Origin of the sequence: Ruania halotolerans (genome assembly GCF_021049285.1) — a bacterium.
GTDB lineage: Bacteria > Actinomycetota > Actinomycetes > Actinomycetales > Beutenbergiaceae > Ruania > Ruania halotolerans.
Genome location: NZ_CP088017.1, coordinates 544,264 through 570,176, shown reverse-complemented (window position 1 = coordinate 570,176; position 25,913 = coordinate 544,264). Strand labels below are relative to the sequence as shown.

14 protein-coding genes are annotated in these 25,913 nt (G+C 67.8%); 7 read left to right on the top strand and 7 right to left on the bottom strand.

The window, feature by feature from the left end:
• Positions 1-27: 27 nt before the first annotated feature.
• Complete coding sequence (locus LQF10_RS02420; RefSeq protein ID WP_231065912.1) at positions 28-975, top strand: MurR/RpiR family transcriptional regulator; 948 nt, start codon at positions 28-30, stop codon at positions 973-975.
• Here the strand turns inward: LQF10_RS02420 and LQF10_RS02415 are convergent.
• From LQF10_RS02415 to LQF10_RS02390, 5 genes are all read right to left on the bottom strand, one after another.
• Positions 917-3,697 carry a discoidin domain-containing protein gene (locus LQF10_RS02415; RefSeq protein WP_231065911.1) on the bottom strand — a complete coding sequence of 927 codons (2,781 nt, stop codon included), beginning with the start codon at positions 3,695-3,697 and terminating at the stop codon, positions 917-919. The two genes, LQF10_RS02420 and LQF10_RS02415, sit on opposite strands and share 59 nt — an antisense overlap.
• 323 nt (positions 3,698-4,020) lie before the next feature.
• On the bottom strand, positions 4,021-11,244 hold the full coding sequence (locus tag LQF10_RS19345; RefSeq protein WP_290371132.1) for a DUF5979 domain-containing protein: 7,224 nt from the start codon (positions 11,242-11,244) through the stop codon (positions 4,021-4,023).
• Positions 11,245-11,636: 392 nt separating this feature from the next.
• On the bottom strand, positions 11,637-12,674 hold the full coding sequence (locus LQF10_RS02400; RefSeq protein ID WP_290371131.1) for an NAD(P)/FAD-dependent oxidoreductase: 1,038 nt from the start codon (positions 12,672-12,674) through the stop codon (positions 11,637-11,639).
• Positions 12,671-13,249: an isoprenylcysteine carboxyl methyltransferase family protein gene (locus LQF10_RS02395; RefSeq protein WP_231067228.1), complete on the bottom strand. Its 579-nt coding sequence runs from the start codon at positions 13,247-13,249 to the stop codon at positions 12,671-12,673. The genes LQF10_RS02400 and LQF10_RS02395 overlap by 4 nt, the downstream gene beginning before the upstream one ends.
• Positions 13,250-13,254: 5 nt before the next feature.
• The gene (locus tag LQF10_RS02390) at positions 13,255-14,331 is read right to left on the bottom strand and encodes a type III polyketide synthase (RefSeq protein ID WP_231065910.1); all 1,077 of its coding nucleotides are present in this window, start codon (positions 14,329-14,331) and stop codon (positions 13,255-13,257) included.
• Positions 14,332-14,434: 103 nt separating this feature from the next.
• Between LQF10_RS02390 and LQF10_RS02385 the strand changes: the two genes are divergently transcribed.
• Complete coding sequence (locus LQF10_RS02385; RefSeq protein ID WP_231065909.1) at positions 14,435-15,283, top strand: UbiA family prenyltransferase; 849 nt, start codon at positions 14,435-14,437, stop codon at positions 15,281-15,283.
• A 133-nt stretch (positions 15,284-15,416) separates the two neighbouring features.
• Here LQF10_RS02385 and LQF10_RS02380 read toward each other — a convergent pair whose 3' ends face one another.
• Positions 15,417-16,403 carry a LacI family DNA-binding transcriptional regulator gene (locus tag LQF10_RS02380; protein WP_231065908.1) on the bottom strand — a complete coding sequence of 329 codons (987 nt, stop codon included), beginning with the start codon at positions 16,401-16,403 and terminating at the stop codon, positions 15,417-15,419.
• Positions 16,404-16,663: 260 nt separating this feature from the next.
• Here LQF10_RS02380 and LQF10_RS02375 point away from each other — a divergent pair, with 260 nt between their 5' ends.
• The 5 genes from LQF10_RS02375 (at position 16,664) to LQF10_RS02355 (ending at position 22,045) form a co-directional block, all read left to right on the top strand.
• Positions 16,664-17,941 (top strand): ABC transporter substrate-binding protein, encoded by a 1,278-nt coding sequence (locus tag LQF10_RS02375; protein WP_231065907.1) that lies wholly within the window; start codon positions 16,664-16,666, stop codon positions 17,939-17,941.
• Positions 17,942-17,969: 28 nt separating this feature from the next.
• Positions 17,970-18,896, top strand: coding sequence for a carbohydrate ABC transporter permease (locus LQF10_RS02370; RefSeq protein ID WP_231065906.1), 927 nt, complete (start codon positions 17,970-17,972; stop codon positions 18,894-18,896).
• Between the two features lie 92 nt (positions 18,897-18,988).
• Complete coding sequence (locus tag LQF10_RS02365) at positions 18,989-19,795, top strand: carbohydrate ABC transporter permease (protein ID WP_231065905.1); 807 nt, start codon at positions 18,989-18,991, stop codon at positions 19,793-19,795.
• Positions 19,796-19,800: 5 nt separating this feature from the next.
• Positions 19,801-21,279: a DUF5605 domain-containing protein gene (locus tag LQF10_RS02360; protein ID WP_231065904.1), complete on the top strand. Its 1,479-nt coding sequence runs from the start codon at positions 19,801-19,803 to the stop codon at positions 21,277-21,279.
• 1 nt (position 21,280) lies between these two features.
• Positions 21,281-22,045 (top strand): SDR family NAD(P)-dependent oxidoreductase, encoded by a 765-nt coding sequence (locus LQF10_RS02355; protein WP_231065903.1) that lies wholly within the window; start codon positions 21,281-21,283, stop codon positions 22,043-22,045.
• Positions 22,046-22,434: 389 nt separating this feature from the next.
• On the opposite strand, the gene LQF10_RS02350 is transcribed toward LQF10_RS02355, so the two are convergent.
• A complete protein-coding gene (locus LQF10_RS02350; protein WP_231065902.1) occupies positions 22,435-25,749 on the bottom strand; it encodes a LamG-like jellyroll fold domain-containing protein in 3,315 nt (1,104 codons plus the stop codon).
• Positions 25,750-25,913: the final 164 nt, after the last annotated feature.

The following is a 25,913-nucleotide window of genomic DNA, read 5'->3' as shown; positions in this document are numbered from 1 at the left end:
CATTTCAGGGGTGCGAGACTCCGGAGAATGGGGCTTCCAAGGGATTCGGGTGACGACGCTTCGGCCTTTCCGGCCGATTTCGGACTACGAGCACGTCTGCAGGCCGCCAGACCGCGCCTGACCCGCGGCATGGCCAGCCTCGCCACATTACTGCTCGAGAACCCGGAGCTACCGATCAATCTTTCCAGTGCGGGCCTGGCCGCGCGCGCCGGGGTCTCGCCACCCACCTTGAGCCGGTTCTGCAAGGTCCTCGGCTACGGTGGCTACCTGCAACTGCGGGTCGGAGCCGCGGCCGACGTCGGGCGTTCGGTCGCACAGGACGGGCTCGCCGGCGAGCCCGGCGCGATGGTCCATCCGGATATGGATGATCACGAGCTCCTACGGACGTTCCTGTCGACACACGTCCAGGCACTACAGGCCTCGGCGGACCTCACCGATCTGCACCAGGTTCGCGAGGCCGCGCGGCTGATCGCCGAGAGCTCGCGGGTAGATGTCTACGGAGTCGGCGGGTCAGGGTCGGTGGCCGGCGGGCTCGTGGAGCGCCTCTACCAGGTCGGCATCAACGCCCGCGGATGGTCGGACCTTCACATGGGCGTGATGAGCGCCGCCTGCCTGGAGAACTCGGATGTGGCCGTCGGGGTCTCCAACTCGGGCGCGACGTCGGAGACGATCGAGATGCTCACCATGGCTCGCGACGCCGGTGCGGCGACGATCGCGATCACCAGCGATCACCGCTCGCCCCTGGCTGAACTGGCCGATCTGCTCATCCGCACCGCACCACCGGACGACTACCGGGACCTGGGGCAGTTGACCGCATCCCACACTCAGGTCTTCGCCGCCGACCTGCTGTACCTCCTCGTCTCCTGGCATGACCAGGAACGCTCGCAGGAGCTCGCCGGCCGGGCTCGCGACGCAGTCACCCGGCTCGGCGGAAAACCTGCTCCCGGCGGACCAGCAGCACGCCACCGGCCATGACCATCGCGGCAAGAGCGACCAGGCTCCACGAATCGTCAGCACCCGTGGCCGGCAGCTCGCCGTTCGGCCCGTCGCCCGCGACGCCGCCGGGGGTGTCCTCCTCGCCCGGCGGGTCGGTGGGCACGGCGGTCGGGTCCTCGGCCGGGGGATCAGTGGGCTCCTCGGTCGGCGGATCGGTGGGGTCGACCGGATCGACGGGGTCGTCACTGGCGATCCGGAAGAGCACCCCTTCCCCGGGCTGCAGGTCACGCTCCAGCACGGCCGGAGCATCGGCATCGGGAGCGAGGGTGACCCTCGCGCCCAGCGAGCCGTCGATCCTGCTCACCTCCTGCAGTCGCGTCTGCGGGTCCGTGAATGCGAGTTCCGCCGCGTGGCTCTCGGTGAAGCTGTTGTTGACCACGAAGAGGTAGTCGTCGCCGTTCGTGCGGTCGACCATGTGCGAGAGCACCATGTCACCCTCGCTCTGTGGCTGGACGAAGAAGTCCTCCGGCACGGGCCGCTGGCCGTGGGTGTTCCCCGCCAGGTACACCTCCAGGGCGTCCAACCGCATCAGTGTCGGGCCGAGGGCATGGATCTGCGCGTTCAGCTCCTGGACCGGCGCATACAGGTCGGTCGGCTGCCCGTCCGCGGTCATGATCGCGTCGGTGAACGGCTCTCCTCGGTCGGTCGGCGTCCACCAGGTGAAGTAGGACAGTTGCTTGTACCCGTACGCCATGGCGAGGTTCGCCTCGTAGGTGATCTCGGTGGGATTGGTGCGCCGGTAGGCGCCCGGAATTCCGACGCTCTGCAGGTACATGGCGGTCTTGATGTCGTACTCGAGGCCCACCTCGCGCACGGTGTCGAGGTTGGTGAACAGGCCCTCGAAGTTCGTTCCCTCGATCAGGAAGGGATAGAGGTCGTACATCAGGTAGTCCGGCTCGTCGATCGCGTGCGGCGCGGTGGCATCGAGCCACGCCCGCATCGCGGCGTCACTCTGATCGGCGCCGCCGTAGTAGCCGTAGGGAAAGAAGTTGAGGTGGGGGTAGTACTCGGGTGCCGCATCGCGGATCCCATTGAACGCGGTGGCGTATTGCGTCGCGTCCGCCGGTTCGTCGATGAGGTAGAAGCCACCCACACCGGGCACGTTGGTGTAGCTCTGCGCCCACTCCCCCGCCTCCTGCTCCGACCAGGTGGTGAACGATCCGGTGGCGGCCTGGTCCTGGACGATGGTCTGCATCCCCCGCTCGTGCGAGAGGCGAGCCATCTCCAGGTTGACCTCCCGGGTGGCGGTCAGCTGCGAGGCCTGCACGATGTCGATCCCGGCCTCGGCCAGGTAGTCGTACTGCTCGTCGTTGACGTACTCGGGTAGCGGCGCCCAGAAGACGGTGATGGCGAAGTCGTCGCCGATGCGTTCGACGTCGGCTGCGACTTCGACCGGCACGGTCAGCGTGGCCTCACCGGCCACCAGCGTGATAGTCGCCTGCCCCGGCGCGACCGCGGTGATCGTGCCATCGGCAGCGACCGTGGCGACCTCCGGCGCCGAGGAGGAGACCTCGTACACCGCGTCCTCGGTGGTGTCGGCGAACCAGGTGTCGTCGCTCGTTCCCGGCTCCAGCAGCAGCGCCGGCTTGACCTGGTTCACGCAGCTCGCGCCCTGGCCGTAGACGGCGATCTCGGCGAGCTGGACGAGGTAGCCGTCCACGCCGGCGGGGCCGTTGCGGGTGTCCACGAACAGCCGCACGTAGCGGGCCGAGGGCTCCTCCGCCAGATCGAAGACCTGCGGCTCGGACTCGTCCGGCGCGTTCTCCAGGCTCTCGGCCACGGTCGTCCAGGTGGAGGCATCGTCGGAGATCTCGATGCGGTAGTCGCGGGGGAAGGACTTCTCCCGGGGGAAGACGACCACGCGGGACAGATCCGACTCGCACTGCAACTGCAGCTGCAGGCTGGCGCTGGTGCTCGGGTCCTGGACGCGCGCGTAGGGGTCGGTGCTCCACCCGCTGGTCCGGCCGGTGTCACCGTCGATGGCGAAGCGTGCCGCCCAGGACTCCCCCGGCTGCTCATAGCTGGAGGAGGCGATCACCGAGGAGGTCACCGAGAGGTTGTCGGTGCCCGCCGGCTGGTAGTCGGGCCCTTCCTGTGCGACGCCGAAGGCGGCGATCTCGGAGAACTGCAGGATCCCGCCCTCCCGGGACTGCCTGGTCGTCACATCGATACGGACCGCGACACCGGTGACCGGCTCGTCGAAGTCGACGACGTCGGGCTCGGTGACGACCGCCTCCGGGCTGTCATCGTGGACGACGCGCTGCTCAGCGACGGTCTCACCTTCGGCGTCGAGCACGCTGACGGTGAAGTCGATCGGGTAGTAGACGCCGTAGAACCCTGGGTCGCCCCGCGGGAAGACGACGACGCGGGAGAGCTCGGACTCGCGCGGCAGGTCGATCTGGACCCATCCACCGGCGTCGACGCCGGTGTCGTCGGCGACCCAGACACCCAGTTCCGGGTGGCCCGAGGCGCCGTCGTTGAGGACGTCCGGCGAGGCCCCGCCCTGGGAGCTGCTCACCGTCACGAGGCCCTCCGGGGCGAGGTTGACTGTCCCTTCGAGCGCATAGGACTCCACCGAGGTCGGGTCGGCGGCGAACGCGGGCGCAGCCACAGCCGTGAGCAGGGAGCCCATGAGGGCAAGGATCACCCCTGCTCCTGCCGCTCTCCTCGATCCGGACACCCGTCGGGTTCGCTCCCGCATGAGTCATTCCTCTTTCTCTGGCCTCGTGGCGCCTCTGCCACTGTAGCCACGACGTTAGTGACTGTTCCACAGCAGTGTCAACATCATGAAACTAACTTTCACTATGCTTCATGAGGATCCGCGAAACGCGACGCTCATGACTGGTCAGCCCTGAGGGTGCGCTGTCTTGGCCGTGGGCTCGAACGCCGTCATGGTCCGGGAAGGGAATGACGCACGTGCCCAGCAACGGCAGAGGCGTGCCCCACCCGGGAAGGGTGGGGCACGCCTCATCGGTTACACCCGCACAGGTGCAACTCCTGGTCCGGCTCGGGGGAGAGTGCGGATCAGGCGTTTCGTCGGCGGCGCAGCATCAGCAGGAGGCCACCGATCAGGAGCAGCAGCACAGCAGCGCCCACCAGCCACAACACAGTGGTGCCGGTGCCCGGCAGATCGTCACTGTCACCTGGATCGGTGTCCGGCGCCGGGTCGAACACGTTCGTCACGGTCGCCGCCGCGCCCGCATCTGCGAGCGCGGTCAACTCCGCCGAGGTGCCCTCAGTGGTGACCTCCTCACCAGCGCTGGTCACGGTGATCGCGGTCGAATCCGCACCACCGGTCTCGGACTCGGTCAGCACACAGTCGGCGTCGATTGGCAGGTCCTCGAAGGTCACCGTCAACTGGTCCGGCGCCACGAGCTCACGCACCGCACCTCCAGGGATGTTCACCTCACGCTGCTCACCATCGGCCATCCACGTGCACACCAGCCCGACGGCGAACCTCGCCTCCGCGTCCGCCTCACCCTCGATCTGCTTGGTCACCGTCAATGACGTGACCTCGAAGGTGTTGGTCAGCGTGACGACTGCGGGCTCGTCACCCACGGTGACCACACCATCAGCCGGGACGATCTGCGTAGCGGTGGCTCCGCCGTCGGCCACCTCGGTGACCACACAGCTGGCACCGACCGGGAGATCGCCCACGGTGGAGGCGTAACCGTTGGCGGCGCTGAGCTGCACCAGGCCCTCGTTCGGCAGGTCCACCGTCACAGTCTCACCGTCACGGTCCCAGGTGCACACGGCCTGCGCGGTGAACGGGCCCGCACCGTAGAGCTCAGCACCCGGTCCGTCCACCACCTTCTCAATGGCGAGTTCACCGAGTTCGAACGTGTTCGTGGCGCTCACGCCCACGGTGCCCACGTTCTCCTCCTCGGACTCCGGCCCCACAATGGTGACCACGCCGTCGGCAGGCTCGAGCGCCGTGGCGTTCGCCCCACCGGTAGCGGTCTCGGTCACGATGCACTCGGTGCCGGCCGGGAACGTGCCGAACGAGCGCTCCGCACCGGCTGCCAGCTCGAAGGATTCCTCCAGCAAGCTCTGCCCGTCGTAGGTGCAGACCGCGTCGAAGCCGAACGGCCCGGCGCCGTACATCTCGGCTCCCGCACCGTCGGCCACCTTGGCCACGGTGAGCACACCGGCGTCGTATCCGTTGGTCACCTGCACCTCGGCACCGGTGGTGTCCACCGCAATGGTGGCTGAACCGTCGCCGTTGTCGGTGACATTGGTGCCCACGATCACCACCTCATCCTGGGCGGCGTCGGTCTCGGTGAGCAGGCACTCGGCCCCGACCGGGATGGTGTTCTCCGGCGCCACGTATGTGTCGCCGTCGGCGAGGGTGAAGGTCAGCTCGTTCTCGTCGTCACCGAAGGTAACGGGAGCACCCAACGCCGTGGTGCAGGTCAGGGTGAAGTCGAACGGCCCGAGCTCACCGGTAGTGGCCTCGGTGTCCACCTGTTTGGTCACGCTGAGGCCGGCGAACTGGTAGTCGTTGCCCAGCTGCGCCAGCTGAGCGGCGGGAACCTCGCCCTCCGTACCGGTCACCTCGGTGATGTCGAGTGTGACTGAACCCGGGTCACGGCTGGTCTCACCGAACTCGCCCACGTCACCCTGTTCGGTCACGGTGCACTCCGATCCCAGCGGGATCCCGTCCACCCGCACGGACTCGCCGTCGACCAGGGTGAACGTGGCGTACTCGTCCATGTTCAGCTCGACTCCCTCGACCGTGCAGACCAGATCGGCGAGGAACTCCTGCGCGGCATAGCCGGCGGCTGGGCCGGTCACGTCCTTGAGTACCTCCAATGAGCCGGTCCGCAGATGCACGCCCACGTTGGACGGAGCGAGCCGCTCGTAACGGCTCTCCCCTGCCACCTGGTACTTCACACCGAACTGATTCCAGGCGTAGGTGTCGGATACGGGCACATCCACCGGGGCACCCGATGCGTCAGCATCGCTGGCCGGGAGGTTCTCGCTGGAGTAGGTCACGTCCACGCCCTGGCCGGGGACGAGCGCACCATCGGCCGTGGCGCTGAAGTCCAGCCAGATCCGCAGTCCGCTGACCTGGGAGAGGTCGGTGCCTTCGGTCAACTCGGTCCACTCTTCACCGTTGGCGGTGCACGGGTCAGTCGTGGTGACCTCGGACCAGGTGCCGACGCACACGTCGTCACTGGTGGTCACCTCGATGACCGTCTCGGTCCCTTCAGGTGCAGTCACCAGGAGGTCCTCGAGCAACTGCGGCCGGTACACCGAGCCGCGGTCGGTCCCGGCCACCAGTGAACTGTCCCCGGGCACCGGCAGCTGGTCGAAGACGACCATCTCGGTGATGTCCGTGGTACCGGCATTCACTGTGCGCAGCACCCAGTCGTCCGTGCCGCCGATCACGCTGTTCGCCGCGCACGGCGCCCGGTAGTAGTCACCACCGGTGGCCGTCAGGGTCGGCGTGCAGAGGCGGTCCACCGAGGAGCTGTGGTGGGCTCCCTCGAGCGCGCCCCGTACTCCCTTGACGGTGTACAGGTTGGTCCCCTGCGCCGGCTGAACGTAGTCGGTGGCGCCACAGGTGGTGGCATCCTCCGCCCAGTCGCCGGTGGTGGAACCGCCGGAGTTCACGTTCTCGCACCGCTCCAGGGTCTGTACCGTGTGCGCGATCATCGTGTTCGTGGCCCGTTCGCCCTCACTCAGGCCTGGCTGCAGCTCCAGGAGTACCCGGATGGTGAACGTCTCCCCCGGCAGCATCCGGTTCTCGCCCTCGGGCCAGGTGAAGACCAGGTCCTGGCCGTCCTGGGTGAGGGTGACGTCGTCGCTGAGCGAACCGTCGGCGTCGGCGGTGTACTCCGGGTCATCACCGAGGTAGGCGAGATGCACCGGGAGAACATCCCGCACGTGGGTCAGGTCCAGATAGCCGCTGCCGGAGTTGTGCAGCGTCAGATCCCATGGCACCAGATCGCCCACAGTCGCCGTGCGGTTACCGTCGTTGGCGAGCTTGTTCACCTCGAGTTCGGCGGTCCCCTCACTCAGGCTGATGACGGCGGCCGTCGCCTTGGCCTCCGAGCTCTCCCCGTTCAGTCGATCACTGATCACGGTGACGGTGTTGGTCACCTCGCCCTCAAGGAGTACGGGTTCACCGGAGTCGCGGTAGGTGTCCCGCAGTTGCACGGTGATGGCCGCGTCGGCCGACCAGCCCGGCGCCGGCACCTCGTCGGAGAAGAACTCCCCGTCGGCGCGCGAGAAGGCGAACTGGACGCCTTGCACCTGGGCGAGGTCCACATCCGGCAGCGCGGCGGCGTCGATGCTGGTGAACTCGCTGGTGGTCCAGGCGAGTTCACCGTCGGTGCCGAACGGCCCGTACAGGTCGATGCGCACCTGGTCCGCGCCCTCCGGTGCGGTGATCTCACCGAGTCCAGTCAGATCGAAGGTGTTCCAGAAGTCGGGCGAGCCGGTCACGTCGTCGGTCAGCCGCACCTCGGCCGGGGCGAGTGTGCTCACCGGATCGGTGCCCTGATCGGCACCCAGGGTGACCGTGATCTCCTCGTTCCGGGTGGGCTCGGTGAGTGCGTCCGGCGAGACGGACTTGGCCGGGCTCACGTTGATGTCCCCGCCGGTGATGCCCACGGCCGCGCTGGCGTTCGCACCGGTGAGTGCGCCGTCATTCATCAACGGGTCGTAGGACTGGGCGAACACCCGGTTCGGAACCTGCTGGTGGTCGTTGGCGGCGAGCACCTGCGCCTCACCCGTTGACCGCAGGGTGGGGCGCAGCTGAGTGCCGAGCTCCACGGTCAGGGCGTTATCGGAGGTGATCGTCGCCAGGTCCGAACCCGTGTAGGTCACGCTGATGCCGACCACATCTGCCAGATCGTCTGCGCTGAGCGCGTTCGCTTCGTCCGCAGTCAGCTGCGAGGTGCTGTACGCACCACCGTCCTCATGCAGCAACCAGACGATGCTCTCCCCGAGATCCACCTGGTCCGCGATGCTCGCGGAGATGGTCAGACCGGTGAGGTCGAACCGGTCGAACGGGCTCCCCTCCCGCAACCAGTCGATGTCTGCGGTGAACGGATCCTCAAGGGCGCCGGCTTCGGTCCCGGCACTCTGGCAGACGGAGATGTCCTCGGCGTCGGTGCATGCCGGTGGGTCCATCATCCGCACGTAGGAGGCGGGCGTTACGGAGTCGTTGCGGGCGGTGAGGGTGAACGTCGCCGTCGGGTAGTCACCAGGCTCGACCGTGCCTTCCATCGGCACGTAGAGCTCGCTGGTCGGGTCCACGCTCTTGTTCACCTGCACCCCGGGCGGGGTGGTGGTGATGGTGATCACCGCGTCATCGGTGTCGGTGGCGGGGTCGCCGCCGCCGATCGGTGTGCCAGTCACGCTGGTGGTGTTGTTCACCACGCCGGCCTCACCCGTGTTGTAGACGGCGTCGTCAGTCACCCAGGAGCCGTCGTCGGAGCGGAGCGTGTCCCGCAGCTGCCAGGTCAGGTCGAAGGAACGGTCGGCGCTGCTGGTGGCCACGCCGGTGCCCGGGGCCGGGGCATACGGATCGTAGGCGTCACCGGAGGTGGCCGCGGCCTCGCGGGCGGCGGTATTCTCCTCCAGGGTGATCCGCATCGCCACCGTGGTGGCCTGCTGATCGGCCGTGAGGGTGTAGCCCACGAAGGCGCCGTTGGACTGCCAGCCCTCAGCCGGTTCGGTGACCGTTTGCCAGCTGGTGCCGTCGTAGAGCTCGACGGCGGCGATCGTGTCGTATGTCAGGAACCACCCGTTGCTGTACGGCTCGTCGTCACCGGCAATCGGGTCGAGCTGCACCAGGTCGAACGCGTCATACACGGTCTCGGCGACATCGCCCGGGACCGGGGTTGCGGGATCGCTGATGACGACGTCCTCGTAGCCCGGCGAGACCCGCCAGGCGAGGGTGGTGCCGGCCTGCTGATCGGTCTGGGCCGGGATAGTGGCCCGGTCCCAGCGCTTGTCGATGCCAACGCCCGGTCCCGGACCACCCGGGTCCGGGGCCACAGTGGCCGAGTCGACGTCCGTCTCGGTGTCGGTGAGCGGGGTCCCTGCCTCGGTCTCACCGGTGCCGGTGGTGCTGGCGAGGTTCTCCACCTCCCTACCGTCCTCGGTGATCGCTCCACCGGAACGCAACTCCTCGCGGGCCGTGGAGACCACGTAGGGGGTCACCGTCGTGTCGGCGGCGAAGCCGTCGGCGTTGTCGAAGGTGAACCGGATGCCGGTGAGGTCCTCGGCGGTCACACCGCCGGGGAGTTCCGCGGCGATCTCGGCGGCGGTGAGCGAGGCGAGGAACGGACCGGCCTGGGCGTCAAAGACGGCCACGGAGGTCCAGCTGCCGTCCGGCAACTGCACCTCGACGGTCAAGTCGGTGTTGCTCGGCACCTGGGTGGGCGCCATTGAGCTGACATTGAAGGCGTCCCAGAACCCGCCGTCATCGGTGAAGGAGTCCTCCACCACGATCTGGGTGGCCGTGATGTAGTCCGAGGTGGTGGTCAGGTTCGAGCGCAGTTCGGTGACGACGTCCTCACCGGGTGCCACAGTGGCCGCCGGGCGGATCGTCTTGGTGAGCTCGACCTCCACGGCGGGCGCCACCAGGATCAGGTCGGCGTCGTCAGTGGCCTCGGCGGTGCGCTCATTGAAGGTGGTGATGGCGGCATCCACGGTGTTCGTGGTGGGCAGCGTCTGACCGGTGGCCACGGCGGCCTCGGTGGAGCCGATGGTGAAGTCGGCGCTCGTGCTCGCGCCCGTCTCGATCCCGGGGGCGTCTGCGGTGAATACCAGTTCGAAACCGGAGATCGCCGTGGCCGGGTCGGCTGGGGTCTCGCCGTCGGCAAACGCGACCGTGACGGGGTCTGAGCCGTCCAGCGGGTAGTAGACCACCTCGGCGGTGGTGGCGCCTGCCGGCCAGCTGGGAGCGGCGGTGAATCCGTCGAAGGTGAGATCGGCAGTGAAGTAGTCGAGGTCGGCCAGGCACAGTTCGGCGACCGGTACGTCGGAGGCGTTCGTGCCGGTGAGAGTAGCCTCGGCGCTGTCGCCGGCAGCGATCCGACCCGGGGTGATGGACTTGCTGGTCTCCACGCCGAGCGCCGGCGGGGTCACGGTGTAGGTGGCGTCGGCGGTGGCGGTGGCCGGGTCGCGGTCGGCGACGGCGGCGCTGCCGACGGTCGTGTTCTCGACCGTGTGCGTGGCAAGGGAGAGGTCCTCATCGGTGTCCCGGTGGGTCTCGCGCAGTGCCAGGCCGAGTTCGACGGCGGAGCTCGCCTGCCGTTCTATGGCTGCACCGGTGTAGGTGATACGGATACCGGCGATGTCTCCGGGGTCGACGCCGACCGGGAGGGCCGGGGTGGCATCCGGGGTGCCCTGCTCCCAGCCATAGCTGCCGTCCGACTGCAGCAGGTAGACGTCCACCTGCGCCTGCTCGGCACCGGAGGGCATGGTCGCCGAGAAGTCGGACAGGTCGGTGAGGGTGAACGGGTTGCTCGCGTCGAGCGACGTGGCGCCGTCCTCGGCGATCTGCGGCTCCTGGATGGTGAGCGTCTCCACCGGCCCGTTGGAGGTGTTCGTCACGCCGAGACTGATCACGGACTCCGCACCGGGCGCGAAGGCCTCCTCGGCGGGCGCCCAGTCCTTGCTGACGTCGACGTCGAGCACGGAGGGGACGATCAGGGTCGTGGTGGCCTCGGAGGAGTCCGGGTTGGAGTTGGACGCTTCCGTGGTCGCGGTGTTGGTGAACTCATAGCTGCCGGGGTTCTTCTCCGGGGCCTGCAGAGTGATGCTGACAGTCACCCGGGTGCCGAACTCCAGTCCGGTCCCTTCCGGGTTGGTGCCGGGCTCTTGGAAGCTGACATCGAGCACAGTGTCGGCGGTGACCACGCTGGGCTGCGCGGTCTCGACGCCGTCAACCGTCCACGTGACCTCACGCGGGACGTCGGTGGCCGAGGGAGTGATGGACAGGTTCTGCAGCGCATAGCCCTCGAGCTCCGGCGGGAACTGGTCCTGCAGATGCGCCTCAAGGCAGGTCGCCTCGGAGCAGTCGACCACGATGGTGTACGTGAACGGCTCGTCCACCGAGATCGACTCGGAGCTGACCCGCTTGTCCACGGAGAGATACTGCGGGTCGCCCGGATCCGCGCCGGCCGGTAGCGTGCCGGCGAGCACCGCCCCGGCAGTGAGGAGGAGGGCGAGGAAACCCGCCAACGCCCTTCGGACGCTGCGTGGCAATGGGTTGGTCGCGCTCAGCACGATTGGTTCCTTTCACATGCAATGTCGGACCCTCGCCCAGCACCGTTCAGCGCGGAAGGGCCCATTTTCCCGCGCACAGCTCTGCAATCCTTAACAGAGCGTCGACAATCGGGGCAAGGCTGCCAATTCGTCTCCAGGACCGCGCCCCGGCCCTTCGCGCGCCGATTCGGCGCGATCACGCTGCGGGCGCCAAATGTACGCTCACGTGAACGTCGCGCCGGGCGTGACCAAGTCCACAAAACGGCGCCTGATTTTGACCAAATGTTCAATTCCCGCTGGCCGATTCGCACCGGGAAACGCAGACGGCGTTGTCTGATTGACGGAGCAGGCGGCAGACCGATTGGCCAGGTCCTCGGGGCCAGCGATGTGCACGTCCGGGTGACGTGCCTGCCTTACTGGGCGATCCGTTCCACGATGGCCCCATAGAGCGGAGGGACGCCTGCTGCGACCGGGACGATCGCTGCCCGCGCCGGCGAGGTGGCCCAGCGGACGAGCCCGCTGGTGAGCACCCGGTAGTCCCGGGTGGCCCGGGCCCACGCCCGTTCATACGCCTGTGGGCCCGCATCGAGGGTGTGCACCGCCGCCCTGGCCTGCGCAAGACCCACGCTGAGGCCCTCGCCAGTGAGCGCGTCCACGTAGCCGGACGCGTCCCCGATCAGCCGGACCCGGCCGGACACCCGCCGTCGGGATCTTTGCCGCAACGGACCTGCCCCACGGATCGGGCCGAGTGGCTCCGCGCCGGTCAGCCGGCCCCAGAGGTCACCGAACTCGGCGAGCCTGGCGCCGTAGTCGATGCCCCGGGCGCCGAGCAGTGCCACCCCGACGACGTTCTCGCCAACCGGTGTCACATATGCCTCCACGTCACGGCCCCAGTGCACTTCAACGAGATCGGTCCACGGAGCGACCCGGAAGTGCCGGCGCAACCCGAACCGGCGCCGATCGGGGCTCCTGTGGGCAACCTCCAGGCCGCAGAGCCGGCGAGCCGTGGAGTGCAGACCGTCACAGGCCAGCAACCATCGCGCGGAGATCCCGGCGGCAGTGACGCCGTCGGCACTCTGCTCGATGCTGTCGATCCGCGACCTCAGAACAGTCACCCCGAGTTCGGCGACCCGGTCGTGCATGGCGGCGTGCAGCGTGGTGCGCCGCACGCCACGGCCAGGTCCTGCCCGGAATAGGTGATCGACCACGCGGGTGCCGTCGCGATAGCTGATACCGGCAAGCGGCTGACCCGGCGGGTCGATCCCCAGCCGGTGCAGTCCCGCCAAGGCACCGGGCATCAGCCCTTCGCCGCAGGCCTTGTCGATCGGCCCGTTCCGGGGCTCGACCACGATCACGTCCAGGCCGGCATTCCGGGCTTCGATGGCGGCAGCCAGACCGATCGGGCCGCCGCCCATGACCAGCACATCGGTTCGCGTGTCGGTTCCGCTCACAAGTCGTCATCCGCAGGCGTCGTGAATCCCTCGTTCTCAGAATTGGTGGGCTGGGCTGGGGCCGCGGAGCGGAGCAGCGCGCGCTCTTCGGCCGGTATCCGGAAACCGAGGAGCAGGACCGCATTGAGGATCGTGAAGGCGGCGGCGGTGATCCAGGCCGTGTGCACGAGCGGGAGGGCGAGTCCTTCGAGGACCACAGCCACATAGTTCGGGTGACGGAACCAGCGGTACGGCCCCCGCGTGACCAGCGGCAGTTCGGGCACCACGATGATCCTCGTGTTCCACCGCGGGCCGAGGGTGGTGATGCACCACCAGCGCAACGCCTGACTGGCCAGCACTGCCGCCAGCGCGGCCCAGCCGAGTGCGGGGAGGAAGGGCCGATCTGCGATCCAGACTTCCACCACAGCGCCGATCAGCAGCGCCGAATGCAGCGCGACCATGGCTGGAAAGTGTCCCCGCCCGGATTCCACGCCACCGCGGTCGAACGCCCACCGGGCGTGCCGGGCGGAGACGACCAGTTCGATCAACCGCTCGATCGCCGTGGCGGCAACTACTGCGAGGAAGATCGCCATCATGGTGCTCATCGTTGCTCCGGGCGGCGGAGCAGCACCAGTTCGGCACTGACGCCGGGTCCGAACGCGATCAGCACGGCGTAACCCCCCGGGGCCGGCCGGTCGCGGTCGAGAGTGTCGGCGAGAACGTGCAGCACCGAGGACGAGGAGAGGTTGCCCACTGAGGCAAGAGACTCCCTGCTCAGTTCGAGCTCGGCGCCGTGCAGATCGAGGGCGGCAGCGACTGCGTCGAAGACTCGCGGGCCGCCGGCGTGCACCACCCACGTGCCCACCTCCCGGCGGGTCAGCGAGTACCTGGCCAGCAAGGCGTCGACGTCGCAGCCAAGATGCTCGGCGATGGCGTCTGGCAGGCCCGGAGCGAGCATGATGGAGAAGCCCGTCTCGCTGATATGCCAGCCCAGCTGGTCGGTGGTGCCGGGGTAGAGACTGCTCCTGCTGCCTACCACCTCAAGGCCCGTGAGTTCTGCTGCCCGCGGGTGCTGATCCCCGACCATCACGACGGCTGCCGCGCCGTCGCCGAACAGACCGCTCGCCACCAGGTTCGCCGTCGAGTCGTCACCGCGCTGGATCGTGAGTGAGCACAGCTCCACCGAGACGAGCAGACCGGCGTGCCGAGGATGGCCGAGCAGGTAGTCGTGCAGCTGTGCGAGTCCAGCAGCGCCGCCCGCGCAGCCCAGCCCGAACGAGGGCATCCGCCGCACGTCGTTGCTCATTCCGAGTGCCCCGACCAGCGCCACATCGATGGAGGGCACGGCGATGCCGGTCACCGACGTCGACACCAGCACGTCGAGTTCGCAAGCGCTGACCTCGGCAGAGTCCATTGCCGCCCGGCACGCCTCCTCCGCGAGCCTGGTGCCCTCGATGATGAACACATCGTTGGCCGCACCGAACGAGGACAGTGTCCCGTATCGATCGAGTGGAAGAGCGAGGTGCCGGGTGCGGACCCCGGTCGCTGCGTGCAAGCGGTGCAGCGCGCTCAGCCGCGCAGGATCATCGGTGAGCAGTGCACCGATGGCCTGCGTAATGTCCTGCTGCGGATACGGATCGCCGGGAAGAGCGCGGCCGACGGCCACCAAGTGCGCCATCGTGACATCGTGACACCGTGGGATCGAGCACGCACAACGGCAGCTCGACCGGACGGAAGTTTCGTACCCGCCCGGCCAGCAACGGCCAAACCGAGGAGGACGGATGAGGCAGCGGCAGTTCAGCGCCGCCGGTCTGCTCGCCGCGTGCCACCCTGGCCCGGTCGTGCTGGTCACGGTGCTCGCCGCCGCCTTCGCCGTGGGATTCGGGGCCTCACTCGGTTCGGCAGTGCTGATCACGCTCGCGGTGCTGGCGGGCCAGCTCTCGGTGGGCTGGTCGAACGACTGGATCGACGCCGGCCGGGATCGGGTGAGTGCGCGCTCGGACAAGCCCACGGTCTCTGGTGCGGTCTCGGTGGTGACGCTGCGCCGCTGCGCCCTGGCGGCACTGATGGCATGCGTGGGACTGTCGCTTGCCACAGGGTGGGCGCCCGGCGGTGTGCACCTCGCGGCCGTGGCCAGCGCCTGGAGCTACAACGTGGTGTTGAAGTCCACCGTGTTCTCGTGGTTGCCATACGCCGTGTCATTCGGCCTGCTACCCATCTTCGTCGTGCTCGCCTCTGCACCCGCAGCCTCCACCGCGGGCTGGGCAATCCTCGGGACCGCGTTGCTCGGCATCGGCGCGCACGTGGCGAACACGCTGCCGGACCTGGACGACGACCGCCGAACGGGGGTCCGCGGGCTCCCCCACCGGATCGGGCCGGCGGCCTCGCGCCTGCTGGCCCCGCTCGTGCTGGTGTCGGCAACCGCCGTGGTTGTCCTGGGACCAGAACGCCAGCCGGGAGCCGTGGGGTGGCTGGCGGCGGGAATCGCGGTGGCACTAGCAGCCACCGCGGGCCTGGTGGCCCGGGCGCGCCCGCGTAGCCGGATGCCGTTCACGTTGAGCATGGCGGTGGCCGGGATCTGCGTGATCCTGCTGGTGGTGGCAGCGCCTGAGGTGGCAGTGCAGGCCTGAGGCCTCCAGGGAGGGCGCGACCGCACATGATCGAGACCACGCCGGCCATCTGTCGAGACCGTGCCTGCATGGGGCGACAGAGACATCGGGTCGGCCAATCCCGGGCCGCTCATGCCCTTGCCAGCGACGGCCGTCATGGCGCCGCAGTCGACCTGCGCACAACGAGCGAGGGTGGCACCACGAGCGGCCCCGTCTCGCCCGGGTCTTGCCCCTGACGACGGATCATCTCGACGGCGCCACGACCGAGTGCCTCGAAGTCCAGGCGCACGGTCGTCAGCGCCGGGGCGAAGTAGGAGGCCTCGGGCATGTCGTCGATACCCACGATCGCGTAGTCACCCGGAGCGTGCTCGCCCCGGTCGCGGCGCGCCGCCATGAACCCCAGCGCGAGCTCATCGTTGGCCGTAAAGACGGCAGTGACGCCCTCAAGATCGGCTTCGATCCCGGCCCGGTGGCCAGCCGCCGAGGTCCAGTCCCCCCCGACCACCCTCCGGCCGGGAGGGAGCCCGGCCTCCGCGAGCGCCTCACGGAATCCGAGTTCACGTTCCCGGGACTCATCGGCGCCTTCAGGGCCGGTCACGAAGCAGATGGTGCGGTGCCCGAGGCCGAGCAGGTGCTCGGTCGCGACGCGGCCCGCGGCGAAAGAATCGGCGACCGCGTAGTGTCCCGCGGCCCTGCGTGCACCCCCGACGATCACATGCGGCACGTCCCCGGCGAGGATATCGACGATCTCCTCCACATCCTGACCTCGCGCGGAGACGATGACACCATCGACGCGCATCGAGAGCATCCGCTCCAACGTCTGCCGAACGGCATCCCCGGACCGGGTCTGCTCGGCGTCCAGGTGCGCCACGATCAGCGAGACATCAGCTTCGTGTGCGGCTGCGAACATTCCCGTGAGCGTCTGCGCAGCCCCGAAGTTCAGCGATCCCGAGGTCAGCACGCCGATGGTGTCCGACCCGGGTAGGTGCAGGTTGCGCGCCAAGCGATTAGGACGGTACCCGAGCTCGTCGACGGCGCGTTGTATCCGCGCGCGCGCGGCCTCGCTGACATAGCCCCGGCCGGTGAAGTAGCGCGAGACAGTCTGCGCTGACACCCCGGCGGCCCGCCCGACGTCGGTCATACGGGCCCGACGCCGCGGTTTCCCGGCTGCGCCCACTGCTGACCTCCCGGCGGCGTCGCGACCCGTCACGGGCTCCCTCGCGACGACGGTCCCACCCCTGGAACCGCGCGGCCAGTGTACTCACTCACCCGGACCACCACGCGGTGCCCGGGCCCTCATCCTTCGAGCAGAAGTTCTTGACAGCTATAGGTTATCGATAACATGATGTCGCTATGCCGCCACAGATCGCGGTCCCCGACAACGACGTAGGAGGCGCAAAGATGCGCGCACGACGAAAGACACTGATCAGCGGCGCCGCCGCCGCCGCGCTGCTCACGGTCTCGCTAGCAGCATGCGGGTCCGGGGGTGGCAGCGACGACTCCGGCACCACGCTGACCTACTGGCGACTGTCCGAGACAAACGAGGCCACCGGTGCCGCTTTCGCCGAGGTGCTCGAGCAGTTCGAGGCTGACAACCCGGGCGTCACCATCCAGGTCGAGGAACGGTCCACCGATGGTCACAAGGAAGCGTTGCGCACGGCCCTCGGGACCAGCGGCGCCCCCGACATCTATTGGTCGTGGGCGGGCCCCGGCATCGGTGGGGACTTCGTCAACAACGGAGGCAGCCTCGACCTTGCGGAGTACTACGAAGAGTACGGTTGGGCCTCGCGTTTCAACGACGTGAGCATGTCCTCGATCACGCAGTACGGCGGATACGACGGCATTCCTAGCGGTTATTCCGGGGCCGGGATCTACTACAACAAGCAGCTCTTCGCCGATGCCGGGATCACCGAAACGCCGGAGACCTACGAGGAACTGCTCGCCGCGGCGGACGCCCTGAAGGCTTCCGGCACCGACGCCATCGAGTTCGGTGGCACGGTGAACTGGCATCTCATGCGGCTGCTGGACAACCTCCTGGAGACCGAGTGCGGCGCCGACACATTCGACGCGCTAGTCCGCACTGAGGCCAGCTGGGCCGACGAGTCGTGCGTCGAGACGGCATTCTCGGAGTTCTCGACCTGGTCGCAGGATTACCTCATTGCCGACTGGGCGAGCCTGGACGATGCCCAGGCCAACCAGCTGCTCTTCTCGGGGCAGGCTGCCATGGTCATCGAGGGCAGTTGGTTCCCACAGGTGCTGGTCAACAACAACGTGGACCCCGACGACTTCGGCGTCTTCCGGTTCCCGACCGGGACGGACCGGCTCTACGGGGACACCTCCAACAACTACGTCTCCGCGACGACGGAGCACCCGGACGAGGCCGCGGCGTTCCTGGACCACCTCACGAGCACCGACTCCCAGACCACGCTGTCCCAGGCCTCGGGCTCACGCTCGGTGAACGTCGAAGTACCGCTGGACACCGAAGGTGGCACTGCGCTCGACGCGACGTGGGGCGAAATCTTCGAGTCGTCCGAAGGCCTGTACGCCTTCAATGACCAGAATCTGACGCTCGCACAGACGACCGAGTACTTCCGGATCCTGAACGCGGTCGCGTCGGGCGACATCGCCGCCGCGGACGCCGGTCCGCAGTTCCAGTCGTTCATCGACCAGCAGTCCTGAGCCTGGCCCGCCGTAGGAGAGGCCCCCCGTGAGCTCCGTCCCTGCCATGCATACCGTCCAAACCCGACCACGGCGGCGAGCGCCACGCCTTCGAGCGGCGCTGCCGTTCTTGGCGCCCGCCCTCCTTGCCTACGTCGCTTTCGTCGTCTTCCCGATGGCAGAGTCGATCCGACTCAGCTTCTTCGAGTGGTCTGGCTTCGTGGGTGCGGAGCAGACCTTTGTCGGCCTGGCCAACTACGTCCGGCTGTTCACCCAGGACGCCGTGTTCTGGACGGCGTTCGGCAACAGCGTGATCTGGGTGGCCCTCTCCCTAGTCATCCCGATGCCGATCAGTCTGACGCTAGCGGTCGCGCTCGACCGGCGGCTGCCCGGGCGGGCTCTGTTCCGGACGGTCTTCTACGTCCCGGGTGTGTTGGCGGCCATCGCTGTCGCGAACATGTGGCGCTGGATCTACAACCCGCGCTACGGCGTCAGTGAGGGCCTGGCCCAGGCACTGGGACTCGAACGACTGCAGGGAATCCAGTGGCTCGGCAATGCTGACATCGCCCTCTTCGCGGTGTTCGTGGCGTTCGTGTGGCAGGCGGTCGGCACGAACATGGTGCTCTTCCTCGCCGGGCTGCAGGCCGTACCGCCAGAGCTGAGCGAGGCGGCCGAGCTGGACGGAGCCGGAGCGTGGCAGCGGTTCTGGAACGTCACGCTGCCGAGCCTGCGCCCCACGATGGTCGTCGTCGTGGTCCTGACGTTCATCGGCTCGATCAAGGTTTTCGACCTGATCGTCGGCATGACGGGCGGCGGCCCGGCTCAGCAGACCCAGGTGCTCGCGCTGTGGTCCTACCAGCAGTCCTTCACCAACCACCAGTATGGCGTCGGCAACGCGGTCGCCGTCGTGCTGCTCGTTCTTACCGCCGCGGTCGTGGTGCCGTACATGTTCTGGACTGCCCGGAGGGAGCGTTGATGAGTACGTCAACGGATCGTCACCCGAGAACGGTCAGAAGGGCAGCCGCTTCGGCCGCACGAGGTCCCCACCGACGGCAAGGCGCCGGACCGGTGCTCTGGTGGGTCGGCATCTTCATCGCCGCGCTCCTGTGGGTGCTGCCGCTCGGCTTCGTGGTGATCACCTCGCTCAAGGATGAGGCCGACATCCTTGGTACCTCACTCTTCTCCCTGCCCTCGGTCCCGGATTGGGGCAACTATCTCGAGGCTCTGGAGACCGGTGGCCTGATGCGCTCGGCTGGTAACAGCCTGTTGGTATCGATGATCAAGGTGCCTTTAGGTCTTCTGGTCTCGGCCTCGGCGGCCTTCGCACTTGCCAGAATTCGCTTCCAGTACAGCGGGGTGGTGCTCGCGGTCATCGCTTTCGGCGCCATGGTGCCCGTACAGGTCGCCCTCGCGCCGCTCTTTCAGATCATGCTTGCGACGGACCTGCTCAACAACCCACTCGGGCTGATTCTGCCCTACATCGGCTTCGGACTGCCGTACCAGGTTTTCATCCTCTATGGCTTCTTCCGGCAGATCCCCGCCGAGCTCGACGAGTCGGCCGTGATGGACGGTGCATCGAACGCCCGCCTGTTCTTCCAGATCATCCTGCCGCTGGCCCGGCCGGCGCTCGCCGCCTTGTTCATTCTCGACTTCGTCGCCACGTGGAACGAATTCGGCATCGCACTGGTCGTCCTGCAGCAGCAGGAGTCCTGGACAGTGCCGCTCGCGGTACAAGGTTTCCAATCGCAGTTCACCACGTCTTACGGCCCGATCAACGCCTTCACGCTGATGTCCATCGTCCCCGTGCTGATCGTCTACCTGATGTTCCAGCGCTACTTCATCCGAGGCGCCTTCGCCGGTGCCGTGAAAGGTTGACCCGCATGTCCCATCCTTCCACCACCGCCCGGAACCGGAGCGGCCATACCGTCGGCGCCGCCCCCACCGCCATGCGCCGGCACGAGATCACCCTGCGCACTGCGGCGCCGGAGCACCCTTTCACGGTCGCTCTGCACGCGGAGGTGACCGGCCCCGATCGCACGATCCGGATCCCGGGCTTCTATGACGGTGATGGCATGTTTCGCCTGCGCCATCTGCCCCTAACCCCCGGCACGTACTCCTTCCGCACGGTGAGCGACCTGGCGGATCTGCACGGCCAGGAGGGGACGTTCGATGTCGGACCGGCCAGACCGAACGATCACGGCCCCGTTCGCGTGGCCGGGTTCCACCTCGCGCACGCGGATGGTGCAGCACACCTGCCGATCGGCACCACCGCCTACGCGTGGACACACCAGCCCGAGCACCTGCAGGAATCCACGTTGGCAAGTCTGCGCGCGGCGCCGTTCACAAAGTTGCGAATGTGCGTCTTCCCGAAGTGGTATCAGTTCAACCATGACGAGCCGGAGCGTTTTCCGTTCGAAGGCGACGGCGATGGTGGGTTCGCCTTCGACCGCTTCGACGTGACCTTCTGGCAGCACCTGGAGGCACGGATCGATGACCTTGCCGACATCGGCGTGCAGGCGGACCTCATCCTGTTCCACCCCTACGATCGGTGGGGCTTCGCGACGATGACCAGCGATCAGGACGATGCCTACCTACGGTACGCCGTCGCGCGTCTGGCGGCCTTCCCCAACGTCTGGTGGTCGCTGGCCAATGAGTACGACCTCTTGAAATCGAAGACGCCCGAGGACTGGGAGCGGTTCGCCGCCATCATCGGCGAGGAAGATTCGGTCGGGCACCTGCTCTCGGTGCACAACTGCTGGGAGGTGTACGACCATTCGCGCCCGTGGGTCAGCCATGCCAGCATGCAACGGGTCGACCTCTACAAGACCGCGGAAATGGTGACCGACTGGCGGGAGCGGTGGGGCAAGCCGGTCATCGTCGACGAGTGCGGCTACGAGGGAGACATTGACCAGGGGTGGGGCAACCTCACCGCGGAGGAAATGCTGCGCCGCACCTGGGAGGGGGCAGTACGCGGTGGGTACGTGGGCCATGGTGAGACCTACCTTGCCGACGATGAGGTGCTGTGGTGGTCCAAGGGCGGGACCCTCAAAGGCCAGAGCCCTGAACGGATCGGCTTCCTGCGGAAGCTACTGGAGGAGGCGCCCGGGCCGGTCGAACCGCTCCCGGGAGACTGGGACGCTCCGCGCGCAGGCGTGCCAGACCAGCATGTGCTCGTCTACCTGGGCTTCAACCGGCCGCGCTTTCGCACGTTCCGCACCGACCCCGGCACCTCCTGGCATGTCGACATCATCGACACCTGGGGCATGACGGTACAGACGTTACCCACGCCCCAGGAGGGGACGTTCCGCGTTGACCTGCCGGCGAGGCCGTACATGGCGATCCGGTTGCGGGCGGCCTGAGGTGCCTGGACAGACCCCATTGACCGGTAGGACGGCCCTCGTCACCGGGTCGGGTGCCGGAATCGGTCGCGCGGTGCTAGAACGATTCGCGCGCGAGGGTGCGCGCGTCATCGTCGCCGACCGCGACGCTGCCGCTGCCGAAGAGGTGGCCGCAGGAGTCGGGGCGAGCGCTCGGTACGTCATCGTCGACATCAGCGACGAGACATCGGTACGAGCTGCGTTCGAGAACCTCGGTGCGGAAGGTTGGGCGCCCGACGTGGTCGTCGCCAACGCCGGCGTGCAACTCTTCGGTGAGGACGACCGGGTCGCGGACCTGGACCTGGAGGTCTGGCGCCGCACAATCGAGACCAATTTCACCGGGACCTTCCTCACCCTCAAATACGCCGTGCGCACGATGCGGGACCGCAGCGGGGGCTCGATCATCGTGGTTGGCTCGCCCACCGCCATCACAGGCGAGGGTGCGGACTTCACGGCGTACAGCGCATCGAAGGCAGGCATCCACGGTTTGGTCCGTACGGTCGCGGCGGGATACGCCGCCGATGGCATCCGGGTAAACACGGTGGTCCCGGCCTACACCGAGACGGCGCTGGTCACCACCATCTCCGACGACCCGACCGCCCACAGCGCCATCGTGGGCCGAATCCCCTTAGGCAGGGCGGGCACACCGCGGGACGTCGAAGGCGTCATGGTGCTTCTCGCCAGCGACGACGGTGCTTTCGCTACCGGTGCCAGCTTCGCCGTCGATGGCGGCATGTCCACGCTGTAACCTCCGGCTGATCAGCGCGCGGATGACAGCGCGAATTATCCGGCCACCCTCGAACGCCATCGCGTGGCGGAGGACCTCGTTCTCCTGCTCGAGGAGACGGACACGCGTGTTCACTTCACGAAGCTGCTGAACCGGTACCGCCCCCAGGGGGCTGTCTGTCAGAAGGGCGGTGTAGGCGGATGTCAACACCTACCTCTCACCCATGTGGCCCACATCACCTACACAGGCGTCTTGACAAGCTCCACGACGGCGCACTGATCGGCGCTTGCGCTCGTAGGAGTGCCCTTGTCAATGGCTCGAATGAACTCCTCGAGCGGAGGCAGAACAGGCGCACCCCACCCGCAACGGGTGGGGTGCGCCCGGTTCTTCACATCTGCAGCGCCGGTTGATCAGACGCTGCGCAGGCGACGCGCCCGCAGCAGCAGACCACCGATCAGGAGCAGCGCTACTGCGCCGGCCACCAACCACGCAATGGTGGCACCGGTGCTGGGCAGATCGTCGGCCGTTCCCGGCCCATCCGAGGCGCCCGACTGGTCACCATCACCACTGGACCCGTCATCGTCGTTGCCGGACGGAGTGCCGTCCGCCGGGTCGAACACGTTGGTCACGGTCGCCGACGTTCCCGCATCAGCGAGCACGGCCAGCTCCGCCGAGGTTCCCTCGATGGTGACCTCCTCACCAGCGCTGGTCACGGCGATCGAGGTCGAATCGGCACCACCGGTCTCGGACTCGGTCAACACACAGTCCGCACCGATCGGCAGATCCGCATATGTCGCCGTCAATTCATCCGGCGCTACCAACTCGCGCACCGCACCGCCAGGGATCTCCAGGTCCCGCGGTTCACCATCGGCCACCCAGGTACAGGCCAGCCCGACGGCGAACGCCACCTCCGCGTCCGTCTCACCCTCGATCTGCTTGGTCACCGTCAGGGAGGTGACCTCGAAGGTATTCGTCAGCGTGACCACCGCAGGCTCCTCACCCACAGTGACCGTTCCGTCGGCAGGCTCCAGCTCGGAGGCTGTTGCTCCGCCGTCGGCCGTCTGGGTCACCACACACGTGGCGCCCTGCGGGAGAGCGTCGAACGAACGCTCGGCCCCTGCCGCGAGAGTCACCGACTCCTCGAGCACGACCTGCCCGTCCGCAGTGCACACGACGTCGAGCATGAACGGGCCGGTCCCATAGAGCTCGGCACCGCCACCCTGCACGTCGTTGAGCAGTGTCAGTACACCAGTGCCGGGCTCCACGGCCCGTACGAGAGTCCAGAACCGGTCGGCGGTCTCCTCGTCGGTCGCCGTGGTGCTGGCGCCGGCACCGACCCCGACGGTGATCGTGGCGTCGAGCCCGTTGCCCGAGGAGTCCGTCACGGTCGTGCCGCCATCGGGCTCGTCGAAGGCGTAGCTGACCACGTCACCGTCGACCGGCTGCCCAGCAGCCAGCTCGGAAACCTCGGTGGCGGACAGGGCCCTGCTGTGGATCGCGAAGTCGTCCAGGGCACCGTCGAACGTCGGGTCGCTACCGTACTGCGACCTCCCGAGCCAGTTGCGTCCGTTCGACGCCCCCAGGTCGGCAGGCGAGATCGTGATCTGGTCGTTGGTGACGACCGCCTCGCCGTCGATGTACATCGTGCCAGTGGTGCCGGACACAGTGATCGTCACCTGTGTCCACTCATCGATGGGAAGGTTCTGCCCCGGGTAGTCGAGGCGCTGCTCTCCCCCGGCACCGCTCGTGGTGATGACGAAGCGCGGCCCGCTGCCGGCGTTGAGGGTGAGGAACATACTCGATCCCGAACCCGAGCCGATGTCGAACACCCGGGCCCAGGTCGGCAACGCGGACGGCTTCACCCAGGTGGAGATCGACCAGTCGCCATCGACTCCGTCGACGACACCGTCCGGCATCGTGACGTAGGAGTCGGTACCGCACAGGTCGAGCGCAGTCCCGAACCGACCCGGCTGCCGCGGCCCGTCGGGCGTGCAGTTCGACGTCGGGGCCCCGTCGGTCCACTGGACCACGGCTGCGCCCGGTTCAGTGCTCATCTGGTCGACGCCGAGGGTCAGGCCGGTCGCGTAGTTGGCGAGCCGGACGTTGCCCTGGCCGTCGGGGACAAGCTGCCACAGCTGCTCCTCGCTCCCGTCCTCCTCCTGGAGGACGGTGGGTGCGCCGTTACCGATCGTCCCCGGCTGAGCACCGAGGAGCAGTCCGCTGGCATTGTCGATGACGGTGTAGAGGCCCGAGCCGGCGTCGCGGATCTCCCACGTGCTGCCCTGGCCGGCCTCGGACTGAACGGCACCGCCGTCGTCCGTGCCGAGGGGCAGGCCGGAGTGGACGTTGTCGAGGGTGTACATCCCCGCCAGGCTCTGGGTCTGCCCAGCCTCGGACACGACGACGTGGTACCCGTACGCCGGGTTCATCACGACGGGGACGGTGATCGATCCGTCCTCACCGACGGCGTACGTCGTCTCCGAGATGGTGATCGGCCCCGCGGTGGGCGTGGTCCGCCCGTAGGACGGCGTGACCTCGAGTGTCACGTTCACGTCCTCGCCGAGGGCGAGTTGGTCAAGGCCGTTAACCTGGATCGAGGTCGGGCCGCTGTTGCCGCCCGCGATGATCCGAACCTCGTCCCGGGCGTCGTTCACCGAGGCCGCACCGTCCAACGGGCTCTCATTCGACGGCGGGGTCGTGGTGACCATGTCCCCGGTCATGTCGGCGTACCAGGTGTACAGCCAATAGGCGCCGTTGGGTGCGCCACCGCGTTCGACGAGCAGGTCGCCCAACGTCCCGGACTGGTTCCAGAACGCGAGCTCGGCCCGGTCGATGCCGAACCGCTCGAACTTCGAGATGTACCCGACGAGCGGTCCCGGCAGGCCCACCTCCTGCGGGGAGGCGTACTCAGCGATGTCGATCGGGAGGTCGGGCAGGTCCAGCTCGTCGAGCATCGCCCGGACGGACTCGACGTCCCCCTTCGTCTTCGACGACCGGATCAGTTCGTGCCATTCGAGCACGTCGGGGACGGTGTCCGTCTCCTTCGCGAACTCGAGGAACTGCCGCATGTCGGTGATGTTGTCCGAGAAGCTCGGACCCTGGATCGGCACGTCGGGACCCAGCTCCTCCCGCAGGACGTTGTAGCTGAACTCCCACAGCTCCTCGAAGGTGCCGTTCTCCTCGAGCCAGGTGTGGTCCGACTCGTTCCACGGGGCGTAGGCCACGATGTTCGTCGCTCCTGACGCCTCGACGTCCGCGACGACGTCCCGGATGACGTCCTCCCAGGCCTTGCGGTCCTCGGTGTTCTCCCAGCTGAACTGGTAGGGCCAGCCGGGGTAGTAGTCGACGATCCGAACGACGATCCCGGCGTCATGACGTGCGGCCGTCTGCCACACGTCGAGCGTGTCGCCGGTCGGCTGCTGCCGGCCGCCCGGCGGCATCTGGACGAATGTGTTGGGATTGATCGGCGCAATGAGCTCATCGGACGGCACGCCCTCGTCGGCAATGCCGTACAGCGATCCCGTGGCCACATGGCTGACCTCACGGAAGGGCTGGTCGGCGTCGACGACCAGCGTCGACTCGGGCCCTGGCTCGGCAGCCGCCGTGGTCGTGTTCACGGCGGCTCCCACGGTGCCGAGGGCTATCGCGCTCGCGGCCGTCATGGCCGTCATCGCGATCCGGCGGCGCCGAGCACCCGGCGCCGGTGATCTTCTGGGCAGAGACATCTTCGTACTCCTCGTGTGGTGCGGACGGCACCGCGTCGGGCCCTCCGCGGACGTAATACGTGGTCGTGCAAACGTCGTCAATCTCACCCCGGACTGTCCGGAGCCTCGCGCTCCCTCCCTTACTTTCCGTCGAACTGTCGAACCGGTTCGCTCTCGCTCCTGCC